Annotated in this window: 12 protein-coding genes; 4 read left to right on the top strand and 8 right to left on the bottom strand. The window is 75.0% G+C overall.

Annotation, left to right across the window (positions count from 1 at the left end; translation table 11 throughout):
• Nucleotides 1-49: 49 nt before the first annotated feature.
• The 6 genes from C8E97_RS19430 to C8E97_RS19405 form a co-directional block, all read right to left on the bottom strand.
• Complete coding sequence (locus C8E97_RS19430; protein ID WP_121006997.1) at nt 50-5509, bottom strand: ATP-binding protein; 5460 nt, start codon at nt 5507-5509, stop codon at nt 50-52.
• A gap of 343 nt (nt 5510-5852) precedes the next feature.
• Nucleotides 5853-7016 carry a S8 family peptidase gene (locus C8E97_RS19425; protein ID WP_121006996.1) on the bottom strand — a complete coding sequence of 388 codons (1164 nt, stop codon included), beginning with the start codon at nt 7014-7016 and terminating at the stop codon, nt 5853-5855.
• A 238-nt stretch (nt 7017-7254) separates the two neighbouring features.
• Entirely contained in the window at nt 7255-7866 is a 612-nt protein-coding gene (locus tag C8E97_RS19420; RefSeq protein WP_170211912.1) for an isochorismatase family protein, read from the bottom strand.
• A 146-nt stretch (nt 7867-8012) separates the two neighbouring features.
• The gene (locus tag C8E97_RS19415) at nt 8013-9263 is read right to left on the bottom strand and encodes an FAD-dependent monooxygenase (RefSeq protein WP_121006994.1); all 1251 of its coding nucleotides are present in this window, start codon (nt 9261-9263) and stop codon (nt 8013-8015) included.
• 124 nt (nt 9264-9387) lie between these two features.
• Nucleotides 9388-9996 (bottom strand): TetR/AcrR family transcriptional regulator, encoded by a 609-nt coding sequence (locus C8E97_RS19410; RefSeq protein ID WP_121006993.1) that lies wholly within the window; start codon nt 9994-9996, stop codon nt 9388-9390.
• Between the two features lie 279 nt (nt 9997-10275).
• The gene (locus tag C8E97_RS19405; RefSeq protein WP_121006992.1) at nt 10276-10983 is read right to left on the bottom strand and encodes a helix-turn-helix transcriptional regulator; all 708 of its coding nucleotides are present in this window, start codon (nt 10981-10983) and stop codon (nt 10276-10278) included.
• A gap of 78 nt (nt 10984-11061) precedes the next feature.
• Here C8E97_RS19405 and folE point away from each other — a divergent pair, with 78 nt between their 5' ends.
• Both folE and C8E97_RS19395 read left to right on the top strand, forming a co-directional pair.
• A complete protein-coding gene (gene folE, locus C8E97_RS19400; RefSeq protein ID WP_121006991.1) occupies nt 11062-11733 on the top strand; it encodes a GTP cyclohydrolase I FolE in 672 nt (223 codons plus the stop codon).
• Nucleotides 11734-11873: 140 nt separating this feature from the next.
• Nucleotides 11874-13109 (top strand): NAD(P)/FAD-dependent oxidoreductase, encoded by a 1236-nt coding sequence (locus C8E97_RS19395; protein ID WP_121006990.1) that lies wholly within the window; start codon nt 11874-11876, stop codon nt 13107-13109.
• Between the two features lie 149 nt (nt 13110-13258).
• Here the strand turns inward: C8E97_RS19395 and C8E97_RS19390 are convergent, their stop codons facing one another.
• Nucleotides 13259-13453 carry a hypothetical protein gene (locus C8E97_RS19390; RefSeq protein WP_121006989.1) on the bottom strand — a complete coding sequence of 65 codons (195 nt, stop codon included), beginning with the start codon at nt 13451-13453 and terminating at the stop codon, nt 13259-13261.
• A gap of 81 nt (nt 13454-13534) precedes the next feature.
• On the opposite strand from C8E97_RS19390, the gene C8E97_RS19385 reads away from it, so the two are divergent.
• Both C8E97_RS19385 and C8E97_RS19380 read left to right on the top strand, forming a co-directional pair.
• Entirely contained in the window at nt 13535-13984 is a 450-nt protein-coding gene (locus C8E97_RS19385; protein WP_121006988.1) for an RrF2 family transcriptional regulator, read from the top strand.
• Nucleotides 13981-14412 carry a group III truncated hemoglobin gene (locus tag C8E97_RS19380; protein WP_121006987.1) on the top strand — a complete coding sequence of 144 codons (432 nt, stop codon included), beginning with the start codon at nt 13981-13983 and terminating at the stop codon, nt 14410-14412. The genes C8E97_RS19385 and C8E97_RS19380 overlap by 4 nt, the downstream gene beginning before the upstream one ends.
• Before the next feature lie 164 nt (nt 14413-14576).
• On the opposite strand, the gene C8E97_RS19375 is transcribed toward C8E97_RS19380, so the two are convergent.
• The gene (locus C8E97_RS19375) at nt 14577-15989 is read right to left on the bottom strand and encodes an MFS transporter (protein WP_211347079.1); all 1413 of its coding nucleotides are present in this window, start codon (nt 15987-15989) and stop codon (nt 14577-14579) included.
• Between the last annotated feature and the right edge of the window lie 25 nt (nt 15990-16014).

Below are 16014 nucleotides of genomic sequence, written 5' to 3'. Positions count from 1 at the left end.
CCACCGGCGCGAACCCCCACCGGCGCGGACGCCGGTCAGGGCCGCGCGCTCACCGCCCCAGGCGCGCCTCGATGGCCTCGATGATCCGCGGGCGGAGTTCGGCGGCGCTGACCACCGCGTCGACCGACCCCACCTCGACCGCGCGCCGGATGTCGTGCACGCGGTCGAACTCCGCGGCCACCTCGCCGATCTTCTCGGCCCGCACCGACGCGCGCAGCTCGTCCAGCTCCGCCGTCAGCGCGCCCCGGTCGGCACCGGACGCGCCGGCGACGCGGGCCTCCAGCTCGCGCACGCGCGGGTCGGCCGCCGTGCGGGCGTCGACGTCGCCGGAGAACACCACCGCGGCGGCGGGCGCGCCGCCGAGCACCGACGCGAACGAGCCCTCCAGCGCCAGCACGGTCATGTTCGGGTTCAGCGCCTTCGAGAACACCACGAACGCGCCGCCGTGGTACCGCGAGATCACGCAGAACACGATGGGGCCGCGGAAGTTCACGATCGCCCGGCCGATCTCCGCGCCGTACTCCAGCTGGAGCTTGCGCAGCGACTCCGGCGAGCCGTCGAACCCGGACAGGTTCGCCAGCACCACCAGCGGCCGGTTGCCGCTGGCCGCGTTGATCGCCCGCGCGGCCTTCTTCGACGACCGGGGGAACAGCGTGCCCGCGCTGTAGGTGTCCGGGCCGTCGGTGGGCGGGAAGCCGCGCCGCGGCACCGACCGCGACTCGATGCCGAGCAGGCACACCGGCATGCCGCCCAGGTGCACGTCCTGCACCGCCGCGGTCTCCGCGTCCGCCATGCCCGCCCAGCGCTCCAGCACCGGGTGGTCCTGGTCGGACAGCGCCCGCATCACCGTCCGGATGTCGAACGGCTTCTTGCGGTCCGGGTTCGCCTCGGCGGAGAAGATCTCGCCGACGGTGGTGAAGTCGCTGCCCGGCAGGGAGTGCGGGAAGTCGCGGATGTCGCGGTCGACCGGGTCGCTCGTCCGGGCCCGCCGCGGCGCGTCCTCGCCGGGCGCGACGTAGGTGTGGTCGTAGTAGGACATCAGCACGTCCCGCGCCGACGCCAGGTCGGGCGCCCAGTACTGCGCCTGGCCGTTCGGGCCCATCACCCGGTCGTAGCCGCCGATGCCGAAGTTGTCCTCGGCCGACACGCCGCCGGAGAAGTCCAGCGCCTGCTTGCCGGTGAGCACCATCGCCGAGTCCGGCGTCATCACCAGGATGCCCTTGGTGTGCATGAGCATCGTCGCCTCGGCGTTCCAGTACGGCTGCGCGCCGACGTTGATGCCCGCGACGACGATGTTGATCTCGCCGCCGTCCTGGGTGAACTCGACGATCCGCTTGAGCGCCGCGGCCACCCAGTCCATGTTCTCGGTGCCCGACGTCATGGAGATCCGCGCGCCGGACGACAGCGCGTACCACTCCAGCGGCACCCGCATCCGCTCGGCGAGGTCCAGCGCGGCGATCACGCGGCGGCACTCGGGCTCGGACAGCGCGCCCAGCGACTTCGTCGGGTCGCCGAGCAGCACGACCCTGGTGACGCCGTCCGGGTGCCGCCGGGTCCGCGTGGTGACCACGCCCGCGACGATCGCCGCGGTGTTGCGGCCCTTCGGCCGGTCGACCGGCACCAGCGCGTGGTGCTCGTCGAGGTCGTGCTCCGCGAACTCGCCGAGCAGGCCGGTCAGCTCGTACGGGTACACCGTGTTGCGGCTGCTCGCGCGCAGCACCTTCAGGCGGTAGTCGTCCAGCGGCTCGACCGGTTCGGTCGGCGGCTCGCCGACGGTCAGCTCGGTGCCGCCGGTGGCGTCGAAGGAGACCCGCACGGCGATCTTCCTCAGCTCGCCGGTCCCGCGGTCGCGCTGCCGCGCGATGAACAGGATCTCCTCCAGGCCCGCGCCCGCCGTGGTCGGCAGGACGCGGCCGGCGATGGTCTCCAGCTCCTCGCGCGTGATGTCGCTCGGCGGCCAGACGTAGACCACGATCCGGTTGGTGGGGAAGCGCTTCTTCGACGGCCGCAGCGCCTGCGCGCGGCGGATCGAGTCGAGGCACGTGGCGATGGTGTCCTCGGCCGTCGGCAGCGCCACCAGCCTGCCGCCCTGCTCGCGCAGCTCGGTCAGGTCGCGCACCTGCGCGAACGCGACGAGCCGGTCGTCCGACGGGTTCTCCCGCGCCACGCACTGGAACAGGTAGACCTCCTCGTCCGACGACGGCAGCCGGGTGAGGTCGAACTTGGCCAGCCGCTCCAGCTGCATCCGCTGCGCGATGTACGGGTGCAGGCCGCGGATCAGCCGCTCCTCGGCCATCCCGGTGGTCGACGGGCGGAACGTGAAGTGGTGGTGCATCACCGCGCCGCCGCTGCCCGCGACGGTCGTGGTGAGCCTGCGGACCCCGGCGGGCAGCGGGTGCGCGCTGACCACGTCGTGCAGCGCCGCCGCCATCGCGTCGGAGTCCTCCGGCTGGTTCTCCCAGGACAGGTAGATGTCGGCGTCGAGGGCCTCGTCGCCGCCCGCCAGCTCCGCGAGCCCGCGCAGCGCGCCGCCCAGCGCCGCGAACTCCACCGCGGCGGAGACCAGGAGCGAGCCCGCGCGCTCGGCGACCACGAACGAGCAGCCCGCGACCTCGGCGGTGCGCACGCCGGTGAGGCCCTTGTTCCCGTAGTACCGCCGGGTCAGCACCTCCAGCATGACCGAGTTGTCCGGGTCGTGCCGGACCAGCCGCTGCCCGAGCAGCCGCACCAGCGGCTCGGTGCTGCGCACCATCTCGGCGACGCGCTCGGCGCGGTCCGGCGCGTCCGGGTGCGCGTCGAGGTGGCGGAGGTGCTTGCGGACGTGGGCGTAGACGCGGGCGCGGTTGCGGCGCAGCAGGGGCTGGCCGAACCAGGCGAACACCACGCCGCGCGCGAGGTCGGCGACCACCGGGAAGCGGACCTGCGTCGCGGCCACCAGCCGCTCCAGCACGAGGCCGGCGGGCTCGCGCAGCGTCTCGTCCGGCGGCGCCTCACCCAGCCACGCGCGCAGCAGCGCCGTGACGACCGCGACGTCGGCGGACGCGCGCTGCTGGGCGAGGAAGATCCGGAACACCGCGGCTTCCAGGCCGGGTGAGCGCTCCAGGTCGGCGACGCCGTAGTGCCCGAGCGCGGTGCGGAGCTTGGCCTGGAACGCCTCCGGCAGCCCCGCCCGCTCGACGTCGAGGCTTTGGAGGTAGGTGTGGAAGTACTCGCGGGCGCTGTGGACGTGGCCGTCGCCGCCGTCCTCGCCCGACGGCCGGTTGCGGCTCAGCTCGGCGAGGTCGGCGAACACGCCGACGAGGTCGAACTCCCCGGCCAGCGGCCGGTGGCCGTCGTCGGTGGCGGCCCGGCGGGCGGCGAGGTAGTCGTCGAGCACCCGGCCCTCGTCGTGCGGGTCGACGTCGAACCCGAGCAGCAGGCTCCGCAGGTCCTCCTGGCCGCGCGCGGCGCGCTCCCGCGCCGGGGCGTGCGCGGGCGCGGCGGGCAGGTCCAGCTCGACGACGGCGGTGGTCGAGGGGCCGTCGTCGGCGGCGTCGGCGAGCGGTTCCAGGCGCAGCAGCGGCGCGCCGGTCTCCACCTGGCCGCCCACGGACACGAGGCATTCCTTGAGCCGGGCCTTGAACGGCGCCCGCAGCACCGTCTCCATCTTCATGCTCTCCAGCACCAGCACCGGTGCGCCCGCCTCGACCTCGGCGCCGACCTCCAGCGGCGTGGCGACGACCAGCGCGGGGCTCGGCGAGCGGAGCACGCCGCCCTCGTCGCGGCTGATCCGGTGCGTCACACCGTCCACCTCGACCAGGTGGATCGGCCCGTGCGTGCCGGTGAGCAGGCGGTACCGGTTGCCGTTGACGGTGATCTGCCCGGTGTGCCGGTCGACGCGGTCGACCTCGACGTCGGCGGTGCGGACGGCGTCGCCGACCTCGATGCCGACGCGGAACCGCCGCGCGCCGACCCGCGCGACGCGCACGCGGTAGCCGACGCCGCGCAGCTTGAGGTCGAGCGGCCGGCCGCTGTGGTGCTGCGCCTGCGGACGCCCGCCGAACGCCGTGGACAGCAGGCGCTGCCGCTCGGCGCGCTCCTCCTCCTCGTACGCCTCGATGGCGGCGGCGGCCAGCGCGACCGCGGAGTGCCGGTGCGAGACGAGGTCGCCCTCGGCGCGGACCCGGTCGATCCAGCCCGTGTCGGCGCTCGCGTCGATCACCTCGGGCCGGTTGAGCAGGTCGAGCACGAAGCTCTTGTTGGTCGCGCCGCCCTCGATGATCACCGAGGTCTGGGCCATCGCCCGGCGCAGCCTGCCGAGCGCCTCGTCCCGGTCGCGGCCGTAGGCGATGATCTTCGCGATCATCGAGTCGAAGTCGGCGGGGATGGTGTCGCCCTCGCTGACGCCGGTGTCCACGCGGATGCCCGGCCCGGCGGGCAGGTCCAGCAGCGCGATCCGGCCGGGTGAGGGCGCGAAGTCGCGGTCGGGGTCCTCGGCGTTGAGCCTGGCCTCGACGGCGTGCCCGCGCTCCGCGGGCGGCGCGCCCTCCAGCCGACCGCCCGACGCCACCCACAGCTGCGCCTTGACCAGGTCGAACCCGGTGGTGGCCTCGGTGATCGGGTGCTCGACCTGGAGGCGCGTGTTGACCTCCAGGAACGCGAACAGCCGGTCGCCGGGGTGGTAGAGGAACTCGACCGTCGCCGCGCCGCGGTAGCCGACCGCGACCGCCAGCCGCTCGGCCGACGCCTTCAGCTCGGCCGCCTGCTCGGCGTCGAGCACCGGCGACGCCGACTCCTCGATGATCTTCTGGTTGCGCCGCTGCACCGAGCAGTCGCGGACGCCGAGCGCCCACGCGGTGCCCTGGCCGTCGGCGATCACCTGGACCTCGACGTGCCGCGCGCCGGTGACCAGGCGCTCCAGGAACACGACGCCGCTGCCGAACGCCCGCGCGGCCTCCTGGCTGGTGCGCTCGTAGGCGTCGACCAGCTCGGCGTCGCTGGTGATCACGCGGATGCCGCGGCCACCGCCGCCCGCCGTCGCCTTGAGCATCAGCGGGTAGCCGATGCCTGCCGCCGCCTCCAGCGCCGCGTCCAGGGTCTCGACCGCGCCGCGGCTCCACGGCGCGACCGGCACGCCGACCTCCTCGGCGATCAGCTTCGCGCCGATCTTGTCGCCGAGCTTGCGCATCGCGTCCGGGCCGGGCCCGATGAAGGTGACGCCGACCTGTTCGCAGAGCTCCGCGAACGCCGGGTCCTCGGCGACGAAGCCCCAGCCGACCCACGCGGCGTCCGCGCCGGTCTCCACCAGCGCGCGCTCCAGCACCTTCAGGTCGAGGTACGGGCGCGCGGACGCGGGACCGAGGTCGTAGGCGATGTCGGCTGCGCGGACGAACGTGGCGTTGCGGTCGACGTCGGTGTGCAGGGCGACGGTTTCGATCGGCGCACCGGTCTCCGCGGCCAGTTCCCGGACGGCGTTGATGAGCCGCACGGCGGCCTCACCACGGTTGACGATGACGATTCGGCTGAACACCGATCGAGCCCCTCCTCAGGATTCCGCCGCTGGTGGCGACCGGGCCGAGTGTAGTGGACGGTGACCGGTCCGAGGGGGTGACCCCGCAGCTCGGGCAACTCCGGTCCCGGCACGGGAGAAACCGGTCGAGCGGCGCGAATCGGACGTCGCGCGGACGGCGTCGCGGGTGGCTCCCGACGTCGGATCACCTGTGCGAACCGCGTCGGAGGTGCTGTGCGGCAGGCCGCGGGCGCGCGGTCGACCCGCCCCGGCCTCCGACGCGATGACCGGCCGGCCGACCGGGTCGTGGGTGGACCGCGGTCGGCGGCGGGTCCGGAGGGCGCGGGGCGGGCCGGTGCGCCGGTCAGCCGCCGGACCGGTACGCGGCGTTGACCTTCAGGAGCCGGTTGGGCGATCCCCTCGGGTCGGACACGACGCTCTTGGTGGCGTTGTTCAGCAACGCGGTCGCCACCTGGGCGGGTGTCTGGGCGGGGTTGCGGGAGAGCAGCAGCGCCGCCGCACCGGCCACGTGCGGTGTCGCCATCGAGGTGCCGGACAGGTCGCCCGAGTCCGTGTCGCTGCCGTTGTACGCCGAGGTGATGCTCTCACCCGGCGCGAACAGGTCGACGCAGCTGCCGTAGTTGGAGAAGTACGACCGCCGGTCCGACCAGTCGGACGACGCGACGGTGAGCGCCTCCCGCACCCGCGACGGCGAGTGCCGGCACGAGTCGTCGGACTCGTTGCCCGCCGCCACCACCGCCACGACGCCGTCGGCGATGGTCCGCCGCACGGCGTCCTCGATCACCCGGTCCGGCGCGTCGCCGCCCAGGCTCATGTTCGCCACGGCCGGACCGGACGCGTGGTGCGCCACGACCCAGTCCAGCGCCTCCGCGACGTCCTCGCTGGTGCCGTTGCCGGCGCAGTCGAACACCTTCGCCGACACCAGCTTGACGCCCTTGGCGACACCGTAGCGCTGCCCGCCCGCGGTGCCCGCCACGTGCGTGCCGTGCCCGTGGCAGTCCTCCTGCTGGTCGTCCACGGTGTTCGTGCCCCACACCGCGCGCCCGCCGAAGTCGCGGTGGCTGACCCGGACCCCGGTGTCGACCACGTACACGGTGACGTTCGCCGCCGTGTCGGGGTACCGGTAGTAGTCGTCCAGCGGCAGCCGCTGCTGGTCGACCCGGTCCAGGCCCCACGACGGCGGGTTCGCCTGCTCGCCGGCGACCCGCACCCGCTGGTTCTGCTGCACGTAGGACACCGCCGGGTCGGCGGCGAGCCGCCGCGCGTCGGGTGCCGACATGCGCACCGAGAACCCCTGGAACACGTGGGAGAACGTGTGGACGACCGTACCCGAGTACCGGGCCGCCAGGTCGCCCGCGGCGCGTTCTCCCTTGAGCACCACCACATAACTGCCTTCGATCGCGCCGGGCGCGCCCGCGCCGAGCACCTCGGCCGCCGCGGCCGGCGCGACACCCACCACCCCGCCGGTCGTCACCGCCGCGACCGTCAACCAGGACACCGTCCTCATCGCACCTCCTGTGCGTCTTGTGGACACCGGCAGGCTAAGGCGCGCCGGCCGTGCGGTGACCTGGCCGAACGGGCGATTGCTCCGTGCCGACCGGAAAAGACCCCGAACGGTCGCCCTACCATCGTCCGGGGCCGGGTCGAATGGCCGACGACGAACAGCGGGTCCGCGCACGGCGGTGGCGGCGACCCCAACTGATGTCCACAGTGGACGAAGAGCGGCGGACCGGGCGGTCGCCTGGTCAGCCGCCGAGTTCCGCGGCGAGTTCGGCCGCCGACAGCACCCGGCCGAAGAAACCCCGGATCGAGCGGAGCGTCGCCTCCTGCGCGGCGTCGGACAGCGCGCCGGTCGCGTCGCCGATGAAGGCGACGCGGTAGTCGTGCATGTACGCGCTGCGGGCGGTCGACTCGCAGCACGCCTCGGTCAGGGTGCCGATGATGATCACCGTGTCGACCCGTCGCAGCCCCCGGATCGTGTTCAGCACGCTGTGCAGCGGTGTGTTGTGGAACGCGTCGTACCGGTGCTTGCGGACGACCATCTCGTCCGGTCGCGGCGCCAGCTCCTCGATGATCTCCGCGCCGTGGCTGCCGTCGCGCATCCCGGCTTCGCGCAGCCGGGGTATGTAGGCGGTCTCCAGCGGTGACACGTCGAAGGTGTCGTAGAGGACGTGCTGCGTGTAGATCACGGGGACGCCCCGGTCGCGGCACGTGTCGACGACGCCCCGCATGACCGGGACCCGTTCGCGCGCCATCGGGACGGCCATCGGGAAGCCCTCGCGGACGAAGTCGTTCTGCATGTCGATGACGAGCAGCGCGCAGGTCTCGGGATCGACAGTCCAGGGAGCGGTGGTCATGTCGGTCCTCCGGTGCGTCCGAGGCGAATGGTGCCGGGACGCTAACACGCGTTCCGCGCGCGGTGACCGGTCGTTCCCCGGCTCGCCCGCGACCGCCGGGTGGCCGGGCCGTCGGCGACGGCCCGGTGTCCACACCAGAGCGGTCATCAGGCGTCGACGGGGCCGCCGAACCACCGCTCGGCGGCGGCGCGCAGCGCCTCGCGGTCCGGGTGCGGGTCGCTCGACGCCCAGGCCACGTAGGAGTCGGGGCGCAGCAGGAGCGCGGTGGCGTCGGTGTCCGCCTCGGCGCGGACGACGTCGACGTAGTGCGATTCGACGCCGTCGAGGCGCAGCCCGCCGTCCGGGGTCAGGTCGATCAGCAGCGGCCGCGCCCGCCGGACCAGCTCGGCGAGGCGCACCACGCCGTCCGGTGCGCGCAGGTCCAGGTCGGGCGCGGGCCACCCGGCGAGCGGGTGGGCGTCGTCGGCGACCGGGTAGCGCGTGTCCGCGCCGGCGACGAGGTCCGCGACGGTCCGCACGACGCCCGGCTGGGCGAGCAGTTCGCCGAACAGCGCGCGCAGGCCGGTGACGTCGTCGCCGGGTGCCAGCAGCGCGGCCTGGGCTTGGGAGTACGTGACGGTCCGGTCGGCGACCGGGCGGCGCTCGGCCTCGTCGAGGCTCATCGGCTCGTCGGTGGCGGGCTGGTCCCACTCCGCGGTGGCGACCAGCGGCGGGCCGCCGGGCAGCGGGGCGTAGGAGAAGCCGCCGGTGGCGGTGCGGACGGGCAGGAACGGCAGCACCGGGCCGTGGTCGGGCACGAGCAGCGCGCCGGTCGCGGGGTCGAGCCGGTCGGCCGGCACGGTGACGTGCGCGGTGCGGGTGGTCGTCCGGTCCTGGCTGACGCCGGGGAAGCCGATGCCGGCGGCCTTGCGGACCGGGCTGTGCGCGCCGTCCGCGCCGACGGCGTAGCGGGCGCGCAGCTCGTAGGAGCCGTCGGGGCCGTCGACGGTCAGCGTGACGCCGTCGGGGTCCTGGGCGAGGCCGCGCAACTCGTGCCCGCGCCGGAGGTCGACGCCGAACTCGTCCGCCCGCGCGGCCAGCACCCGCACGGTCTCCGCTTCGGGCACGGGGAGGGTGTGGACGGGGCTGTCGGCGAGGAGGCCGAGGTCGAGCGGCAGCCCGGCGAACACGTGGTAGCCGCGGTTGGGTCGCGGCGGGCCGGGCCGGCCGCTGAGCCGCTCGAACAGCCCGCGGCGGTCGACCATGCGGACGACCTGCCCGAGGAGGCCGTTCGACCGGGGCTCCGGGTCGGGTTCGGTGCGGCGTTCCAGCACGACCGGCCGGACGCCGCCGAGTGCCGGTTCGCACGCGAGCAGCAGGCCGTTGGGTCCGCCGCCGACGATGACGACGTCGATCATGGGTGCCTCCGGGGTATCGGGGGTGTGCCGGTTTCCGGGCACGGCGGAGCAGCCCGTCGAGCGGGCGTGCTCGCGGGTGTGGGTCGGGTGCGCGGTGTGGTGCGGTGTGGCGGGGCGCGGTCCGTCAGCGCTGCTCGGGCAGCCCGGCGCGGATCTGTCCGAAGACCTCGCGCAGCAGCGGTCCGATCGGCTCGGTGGGGTCGAGGGTCCAGCGGGACAGCGCCGTGCTCAGGCCGGCGCTCACCACGGCGGCGACGACCTGCGGGTACAGGTCGCCGGCCGGGGCGCCGGTGCGGTCGGCGACGGCGGCGGCCAGCTCGTCCTGCGCCAGGGCGTGCACGCGGAACATCTCCTGCTGGACCGCGGGTTCGGCGACCAGCTCCCGGATGCCGGCGGCGAACCGGTCGCCGGCGGGGCCGCCCGGCTCCGCCGGCTCGAACTGCGCGACCACGGCGTTGACGAGCGCGTCCCAGAGCGGTTCGCCCGCCGGGCGGTCCCGCAACGCCTCGGCGGTGCGCCGCCCGCGTTCGACGTGCGTGGCGACGACGGCCTCGGCCTTGCTGCCGAAGTAGTTGCGGAAGGTGCGCTCGGAGACGTTCGCGGCGGCGGCGATGTCCTCCACCGAGACGTCGTCCCAGCCGCGTTCGAGGGCGAGCCGGATGGCGGCGTGGCTCAGCGCGAGCCGGGTCTCCCGCTTCTTGCGCTCCCGCAGCCCGCCGTCGCTCGTCGCCATGTCGACCAGTCTGGATCGAAGTTGCCAGATTTGCAAACTTGCCGCGATGGAAAGTTTTGGCCGTGCCGGCCGGTCGGTGCACCACGCGATCACGGGCCGCGTACCGGGGCCGCGCGGCGATCGGTCCGCCGGCACGGGGTTCGCGCGTCGGAGTGTCGCCGCGTCGGCGTCGCGCCTCGACCACGGCGGTGTGCCGCCCGAACGGGTGCGGGATCGCGCCCCGCAGTGCGGTGACGCGAGCGGCACCCCCGGGTGGGCGTTCCGCGCACCGCCCGGTGGTCAGCGGTCGGCCGGCTCCAGGCGGACGCAGCAGTGGCCCGGCGCGGGAGACAGGCGCGCGGTCAGGCCGGTTCCCGCCAAGCCGTCGAGCAGGCCGTCGAGCAGGCGGAGGTTCATGCCGCACACCAGCTCGACGTGGCGTCGCGCCAGGCTGTGGAACGGGCAGTTGCCCAGCGCGATCGCGTCGTCGGGCGCGTCGTCGCGGGGCTCGAAACCGAGGTCCTCCAGCGCCCGCAGCGCGGCGCTCCGGCCGTCCTCGTCGCGCTCGGCGGCGCGGGCGGTCGCGCCCAGGTCCCTGCCCAGCTCGTGGGCACGGCGGTGGAGCACCGCGCGCGGCGGCTCGCCGGTCGTCTCGACCTCGGCCAGCGCGTCGGCCAGCAGGTTGCCGACCAGCTCGTAGCGCCGGTCGGGCAGGGACACCGCGATCTGCCCGGCGGACCGCCGGTACAGCTTGGCCGGTCGGCCCGCGCCGGGACCGGTGCGGCCGGTGCGGCGCTCGTGGACGACGTCGAGCAGCCCCTCGGCGACCAGGCGGTCCAGGTGGAACGCGGCGGTGGTGCGTGCCGCGCCCACCGCCTCGGCGGCCTCGTCCCGGCTGACCGGCTCGGGCCGGCGCGCCACGAAGTCGTACAGCCGACGCCGGGTCGGCTCGTCCAGGGCCGCGACGGCGGAGACGTGCGACGCGCCGGGCTGGTCGGCCTGCACCATTTCTAAAACCCACCTCTGTTGACGAAATCTGCGCGACTCTTCTAAGGTTAACCGAAGTTGTCGATAGAAGGAGGAGCGATGGCCGGCGAGGTCCCCCGCGGTTCGGTGGCGCTGTCCGGTCCACAGGGGACGGGCGAGGGGGTCGTCCCGCGGTCGCCCTCGCCCCGGCGGTTGCAGGTGGTGCACGGGCGCGGCGGCGTGGACCTGGCCGCCGCGCAGCGGGCGGTCGGCGACCTGTTGCGCGCGCTGGGCCGGAACCCGGCGTCGGAGCACCTGGCCGACACGCCCCGCCGGGTCGCGCACGCCTACGCCGAGATGCTGACGCCCCGCGAGTTCGACCTGACGACCTTCCCGAACGAGGAGGGCTACGACGAGCTGGTGCTCGCCCGCGACATCCCGGTGCAGTCCCTGTGCGAGCACCACCTGCTGCCGTTCCAGGGCGTGGCGCACGTCGGCTACCTGCCCGGCGAGCGCATCCTCGGCCTGTCGAAGCTCGCGCGGGTGGTCGAGCTGTTCGCCCGCGACCTACAGGTGCAGGAGCGGTTGACCAAGCAGGTGGCCGACTGGCTCCAGGAGCACCTGTCGCCCCACGGCGTCGGGGTCGTCATCGAGGCAGAGCACCTGTGCATGTCGCTTCGCGGCGTGCGGGTCGCCGGTTCCCGCACCGTGACCTCCTCCCTGCTGGGCGCGCTGCGGGAGGACGCCCGGTCCCGCCAGGAGTTCTTCGCCCTGACCGGGATCCACGCGTGACCGGGCGCCGCCACCCGGCCCGGACGCCCCGCCCTTCCTGATCGCCGCGCGTGACCTGCCCGCCGCGCTCGGCCCGACCGCCTTCACCGCCGTCCCCGCCTGACCGCTCCACCACTTGTCGCACGCGCTGAGGAGTAACCGTGGCCACCCCTGAGGTGTTCGTCATCGTCGGAGCCGGACTGGCCGGCGCGAAGGCGGCGCAGGCGCTGCGCGAGGAGGGCTTCACCGGACGGGTGGTCCTCCTCGGCGACGAGGCCGAGCGCCCCTACGAGCGCCCGCCCCTGTCCAAGGGCTACCTGCTCGGCGACCAGGGACGCGCCGAGACCCACGTGCACGACGCGCGGTGGTACGAGGAGAACGAGGTCGACCTGCGGCTCGGGCTGCGGGTGACCGGCCTGGACCGGGCCGCCCGCCGGGTCGCGCTCGCCGACGGCGGCCACGTCGGCTACACCAAGCTGCTGCTGGCCACCGGGTCGTCACCGCGCCGCCTGCCCGTGCCGGGTGACGACCTGCCCGGCGTGCACTACCTGCGCCGCCTCGACCAGGCCGACCGGCTGCGCGCGGCGTTGACCCCCGGCAGCCGGGTCGTCGTCGCGGGCGCGGGGTGGATCGGTCTGGAGGTCGCCGCCGCCGCGCGGCAGCGGGACTGCGCGGTCACGGTGGTGGAGCCCGCCGCGACCCCGCTGCACGCCGCGCTGGGCCCCGAGATGGGCGGCTTCTTCGCCGGGCTCCACCGCGCGCACGGGGTCGACTTCCGGTTCGGCAACCACGTCACCGCCTTCGGGGGCGACGAGCGGCTCACGGGCGTGGCCCTCGCCGACGGCGTCGTCCTGCCCGCCGACGCCGCCGTGGTCGGCGTCGGCGTCCGCCCGAACACCGGGCTCGCCGAACTCGCCGGGCTGGCCGTGGACGACGGCGTCGTGGTCGACGCCGCGCTGCGCACCTCCGACCCGGACGTGTACGCGGCGGGCGACGTCGCCTCCGGCCCGAGCACCCGGTACGGCAGGCGGCTGCGGGTGGAGCACTGGGCCAACGCCCTGAACGGCGGCCAGGCCGCGGCGAAGTCCATGCTGGGCCGGGAGGTCGTGCACGACGACCTGCCGTACTTCTTCTCCGACCAGTACGACGTGGGCATGGAGTTCGCCGGCTGGTTCAGTCCGGGCGGTTACGACCGCGTGGTCGTGCGCGGTGACGTCGGAAGCCGGGTCTTCCACTCGTTCTGGCTGACCGGCGACCGGGTCGTGGCGGGCATGCACGTGAACAGCTGGGACGAGGGCCTCGGCGCGGTGCGCGAGCTGATCGGCGACGGGCGGCCGGTGGACGTCGACCGCCTCGCCGACACCTCCGTCCCGCTCACCGCGCTGGCGGCCGGCTGACGGTGCCGCAACCGGCCGCCGTCACAGCGCCGCCAGGGCGAGCACGCGCAGCACCGCCGGCGCGCGGAACTTCAGCGGCGCTTCCGGGAACGAGATCGCCGGCACCATGCCCAGCCACAGTCAGGCGACGCCCACGGCGGCGGCGGGGGTCACCGCGCGCCGCCGTCCTGGTCCGGGTCCAGGACCGCGCCGCAGCGCGGGCACGCCGCCGCCGGCTCGCCCTCGGCCAGCGCGCCGCACTCCGGGCACACCCGCGACAGCCAGCACGCCGGCTCACCGCCACCGCCGTGCTCCCGCCGGACGTCCGCCGCCGGGTCGCCCTCCTCCTCGGACCGCACCGCCACTCGGACCTCGCTCTCGCCCCGGCCGGACCCGACCGGTCGGAAACAGGACTGGACAATACCTCTTCGGGTTAGGGTGGGGCCATGCACCTGCTCAGGTCGACGGACATCGCGCTGCGCGTCGTGATGCTGCTCGCCTCCGGTGACGGGCGGCTCACCGTCGACCAGCTCTCCGCCGCGCTCGGCGTGCCGCGCAACCACCTCGCCAAGGTCGTGCAACGCCTCCAGCGCAACGGTTTCGTCGCCACCACCCGCGGCCGGGACGGAGGGGTCGGCCTGCCGGACGGTGCGGCGGCCACCTCGGTCGGCGCGGTCGTGCGGGCGCTGGAGGGCGACGGTGAGGTCGTGGACTGCGAGGGTCCGCCGTGCCCGCTGCGCGGCGGCTGCCACCTGCGCGGCGCGTTGCGCACGGCCCAGCTCGCGTTCCTGGCCGCGCTCGACGCGGTGACCGTGGGCGAACTGCTCGCCGAACCCGCGGGTCCCGTGCTGCTCGACCTCGTGCCGGGACCGCGCCGTCCGGGCGGCACGCCGTGACGGCGCGGCGCGACCTGGCCGACCGGGCGGACGTGCTGGCCGTGGTGACCGGGTTCTACCGGCGCGCCTTCGAGGACGGGCTGCTCGGGCCGGTCTTCCGCGACGTGGCCCGGCTGGACCTGGCGGCGCACCTGCCGGTGATGGCGGACTTCTGGGAGACGGTGCTGTTCCGGGCGGGCACGTACCGGCGGAACCTGCTGCGCGTGCACGTCGGGCTGCACGAGCGCGCACCGCTGACGGCCGAGCACTTCGCGCGGTGGCTGGCGCTGTGGGTCGCCACCGTCGACGAGCTGTTCGCGGGCGCGGCGGCGGACTTGGCCAAGGAGCAGGCGGAGCGCATCGCCCGGTCGATGGTCCGCCGCCTGGACCGGGGCGACCCGAGCGAACTGGTCACCATCCGGCGGCGGGACGAGGCCGAGGGCGGCTGACCCGCGCCCGCCCTCGGCCTCGTCCCGCCGACCCGCCGACCGCCGACCCCGACGACCCGCCGACCGCCGACCCCGACGACCTGCCGGTCGGCCAACCCGCCACCGGCCCGAGCGACCCGACCGACCGCCCTCCGCGCCCTGCGTGCCGGCGGTCCTGCTCGCGGTCACGCTCGCCGTCGCGTCGCGAGCAGCGACGCCACCACCCCCAGCGCCGTGAGGACCGCGATGCCGAGGGTCATCAGGCGCGCCGCGTCGACCAGCGACGCGCCACCGAGCGTGAGGAGCGTGCCGGCGATCGCCGAGGTCACGGCGTAGGCGATCAGCTGGGTCGTGTTGAGGGCGGCGGCGGCCTTCGCGCCCTCCGCCGGGTCCTCCGTGCTGCTCATCGCCGCGACGCTCAGGTGCGGGAAGGCGAGCCCGATGCCGGTGCCCGCGACGAGCAGCACCACCGCCCACGCGACCACGAGGCCGGTGCCCGCCTGGTCGGCCTGCGCGAGGCCGTAGGCGACCAGGCCGCCGGTCAGCACCGGCGGCGCGACCCGGATCGCGCGCCGCGCGCCGCGCGGTCCGAGGTTGACGCTGAACAGCTGGGCCACGACCCACCCGACCGAGAGCGCCGCGCCGAGCAGGCCGGCGGCGAACGGCGGCAGGCCGCCGAGGCGCTGCCCGAACAGCGGGATGAAGTTCTCCGTCATCACGCCCGCGCACAGGGCCGCGACCGTGAGGTACACCCACTTCAGGGACGTGCCGCGCAGGTAGGTCAGCCGCGGCAGCACGCTCACCGACCCCTTCGCCTCGACGACCAGGAACACGGCGAGCAGCACGGCGCCCGCGCCGAGGGCGACGGCCGTCGCGGGGCCGGGCGGCACCGCGGAGCTGAGGCTGAACGCGCTGGCCGCGAGCGTCAGCAGCACGAGCGGCACCACCGGGACGGGCGCCCGCCCGGCGGACCGCACCACTTCGCGCGGCAGGGCGCGCCGGGCGGGCACGGCCAGCAGGAGCGCCACCGCGACCAGCAGCCCGTACGCCCACGGCCAGGCGTCCAGCTCGGCGAACAGCCCGCCCAGGGCCGGGCCGACGAGCGTCCCGACGCCCCACATCGCGGACACGAGCCCGGCCGCACGGCCCCAGAGCCGGTCCGGCAGCGCGGTCCGGATGACGGCGTAGCCGAGCCCCGCCAGCAGGCCGCCGCCGAAGCCCTGCACGACGCGTCCCGCGATGAGGACCTCCATCGTGGGGCTCAGGGCGTTGATCGCGGCCCCGGCGGCGAACACCAGGAAGCCCGCGAGGTACGCGCCCGACGCGCCCCACGACCCGAGCACCCGGCTGACGAGCATGGACGCGATCACGGCCGCCATGAGGAAACCGGTCGCGACCCAGGCGTAGTACCGGTCGCCGCCGATGTCCGCGACGATCGACGGCATGAGCGCGGCCGTGAAGTAGAGGTTCATCGCGTAGAGCGCGACGCCGCCCGCGAGGACCAGCACGGTGGCGAGGTGGCGCGCGGAGAACAGCTCGGCCCAGCGGCCGGTCGCGCCCGCAGGCGGCGGTGGGGCTTCCGAAGGTGATCCGGTCACGGCGGGCTACGCTAGGACTTCAAGC

The sequence above is a fragment of the Saccharothrix australiensis genome (assembly GCF_003634935.1).
Classification (GTDB): domain Bacteria; phylum Actinomycetota; class Actinomycetes; order Mycobacteriales; family Pseudonocardiaceae; genus Actinosynnema; species Actinosynnema australiense.
This window is presented reverse-complemented; position numbering and strand designations above follow the sequence as displayed.

Bases quoted from the DNA above. Each gene is read 5' to 3' on its own strand.
- C8E97_RS19385 (WP_121006988.1), top strand. From the start codon at position 13,535: ATGCACCTGCTCAGGTCGACGGACATCGCGCTGCGCGTCGTGATGCTG.
- C8E97_RS19425 (WP_121006996.1), bottom strand. From the start codon at position 7,016: ATGAGGACGGTGTCCTGGTTGACGGTCGCGGCGGTGACGACCGGCGGG.
- C8E97_RS19405 (WP_121006992.1), bottom strand. From the start codon at position 10,983: ATGGTGCAGGCCGACCAGCCCGGCGCGTCGCACGTCTCCGCCGTCGCG.
- C8E97_RS19420 (WP_170211912.1), bottom strand. From the start codon at position 7,866: ATGACCACCGCTCCCTGGACTGTCGATCCCGAGACCTGCGCGCTGCTC.
- C8E97_RS19410 (WP_121006993.1), bottom strand. From the start codon at position 9,996: ATGGCGACGAGCGACGGCGGGCTGCGGGAGCGCAAGAAGCGGGAGACC.
- folE (WP_121006991.1), top strand. From the start codon at position 11,062: ATGGCCGGCGAGGTCCCCCGCGGTTCGGTGGCGCTGTCCGGTCCACAG.
- C8E97_RS19415 (WP_121006994.1), bottom strand. From the start codon at position 9,263: ATGATCGACGTCGTCATCGTCGGCGGCGGACCCAACGGCCTGCTGCTC.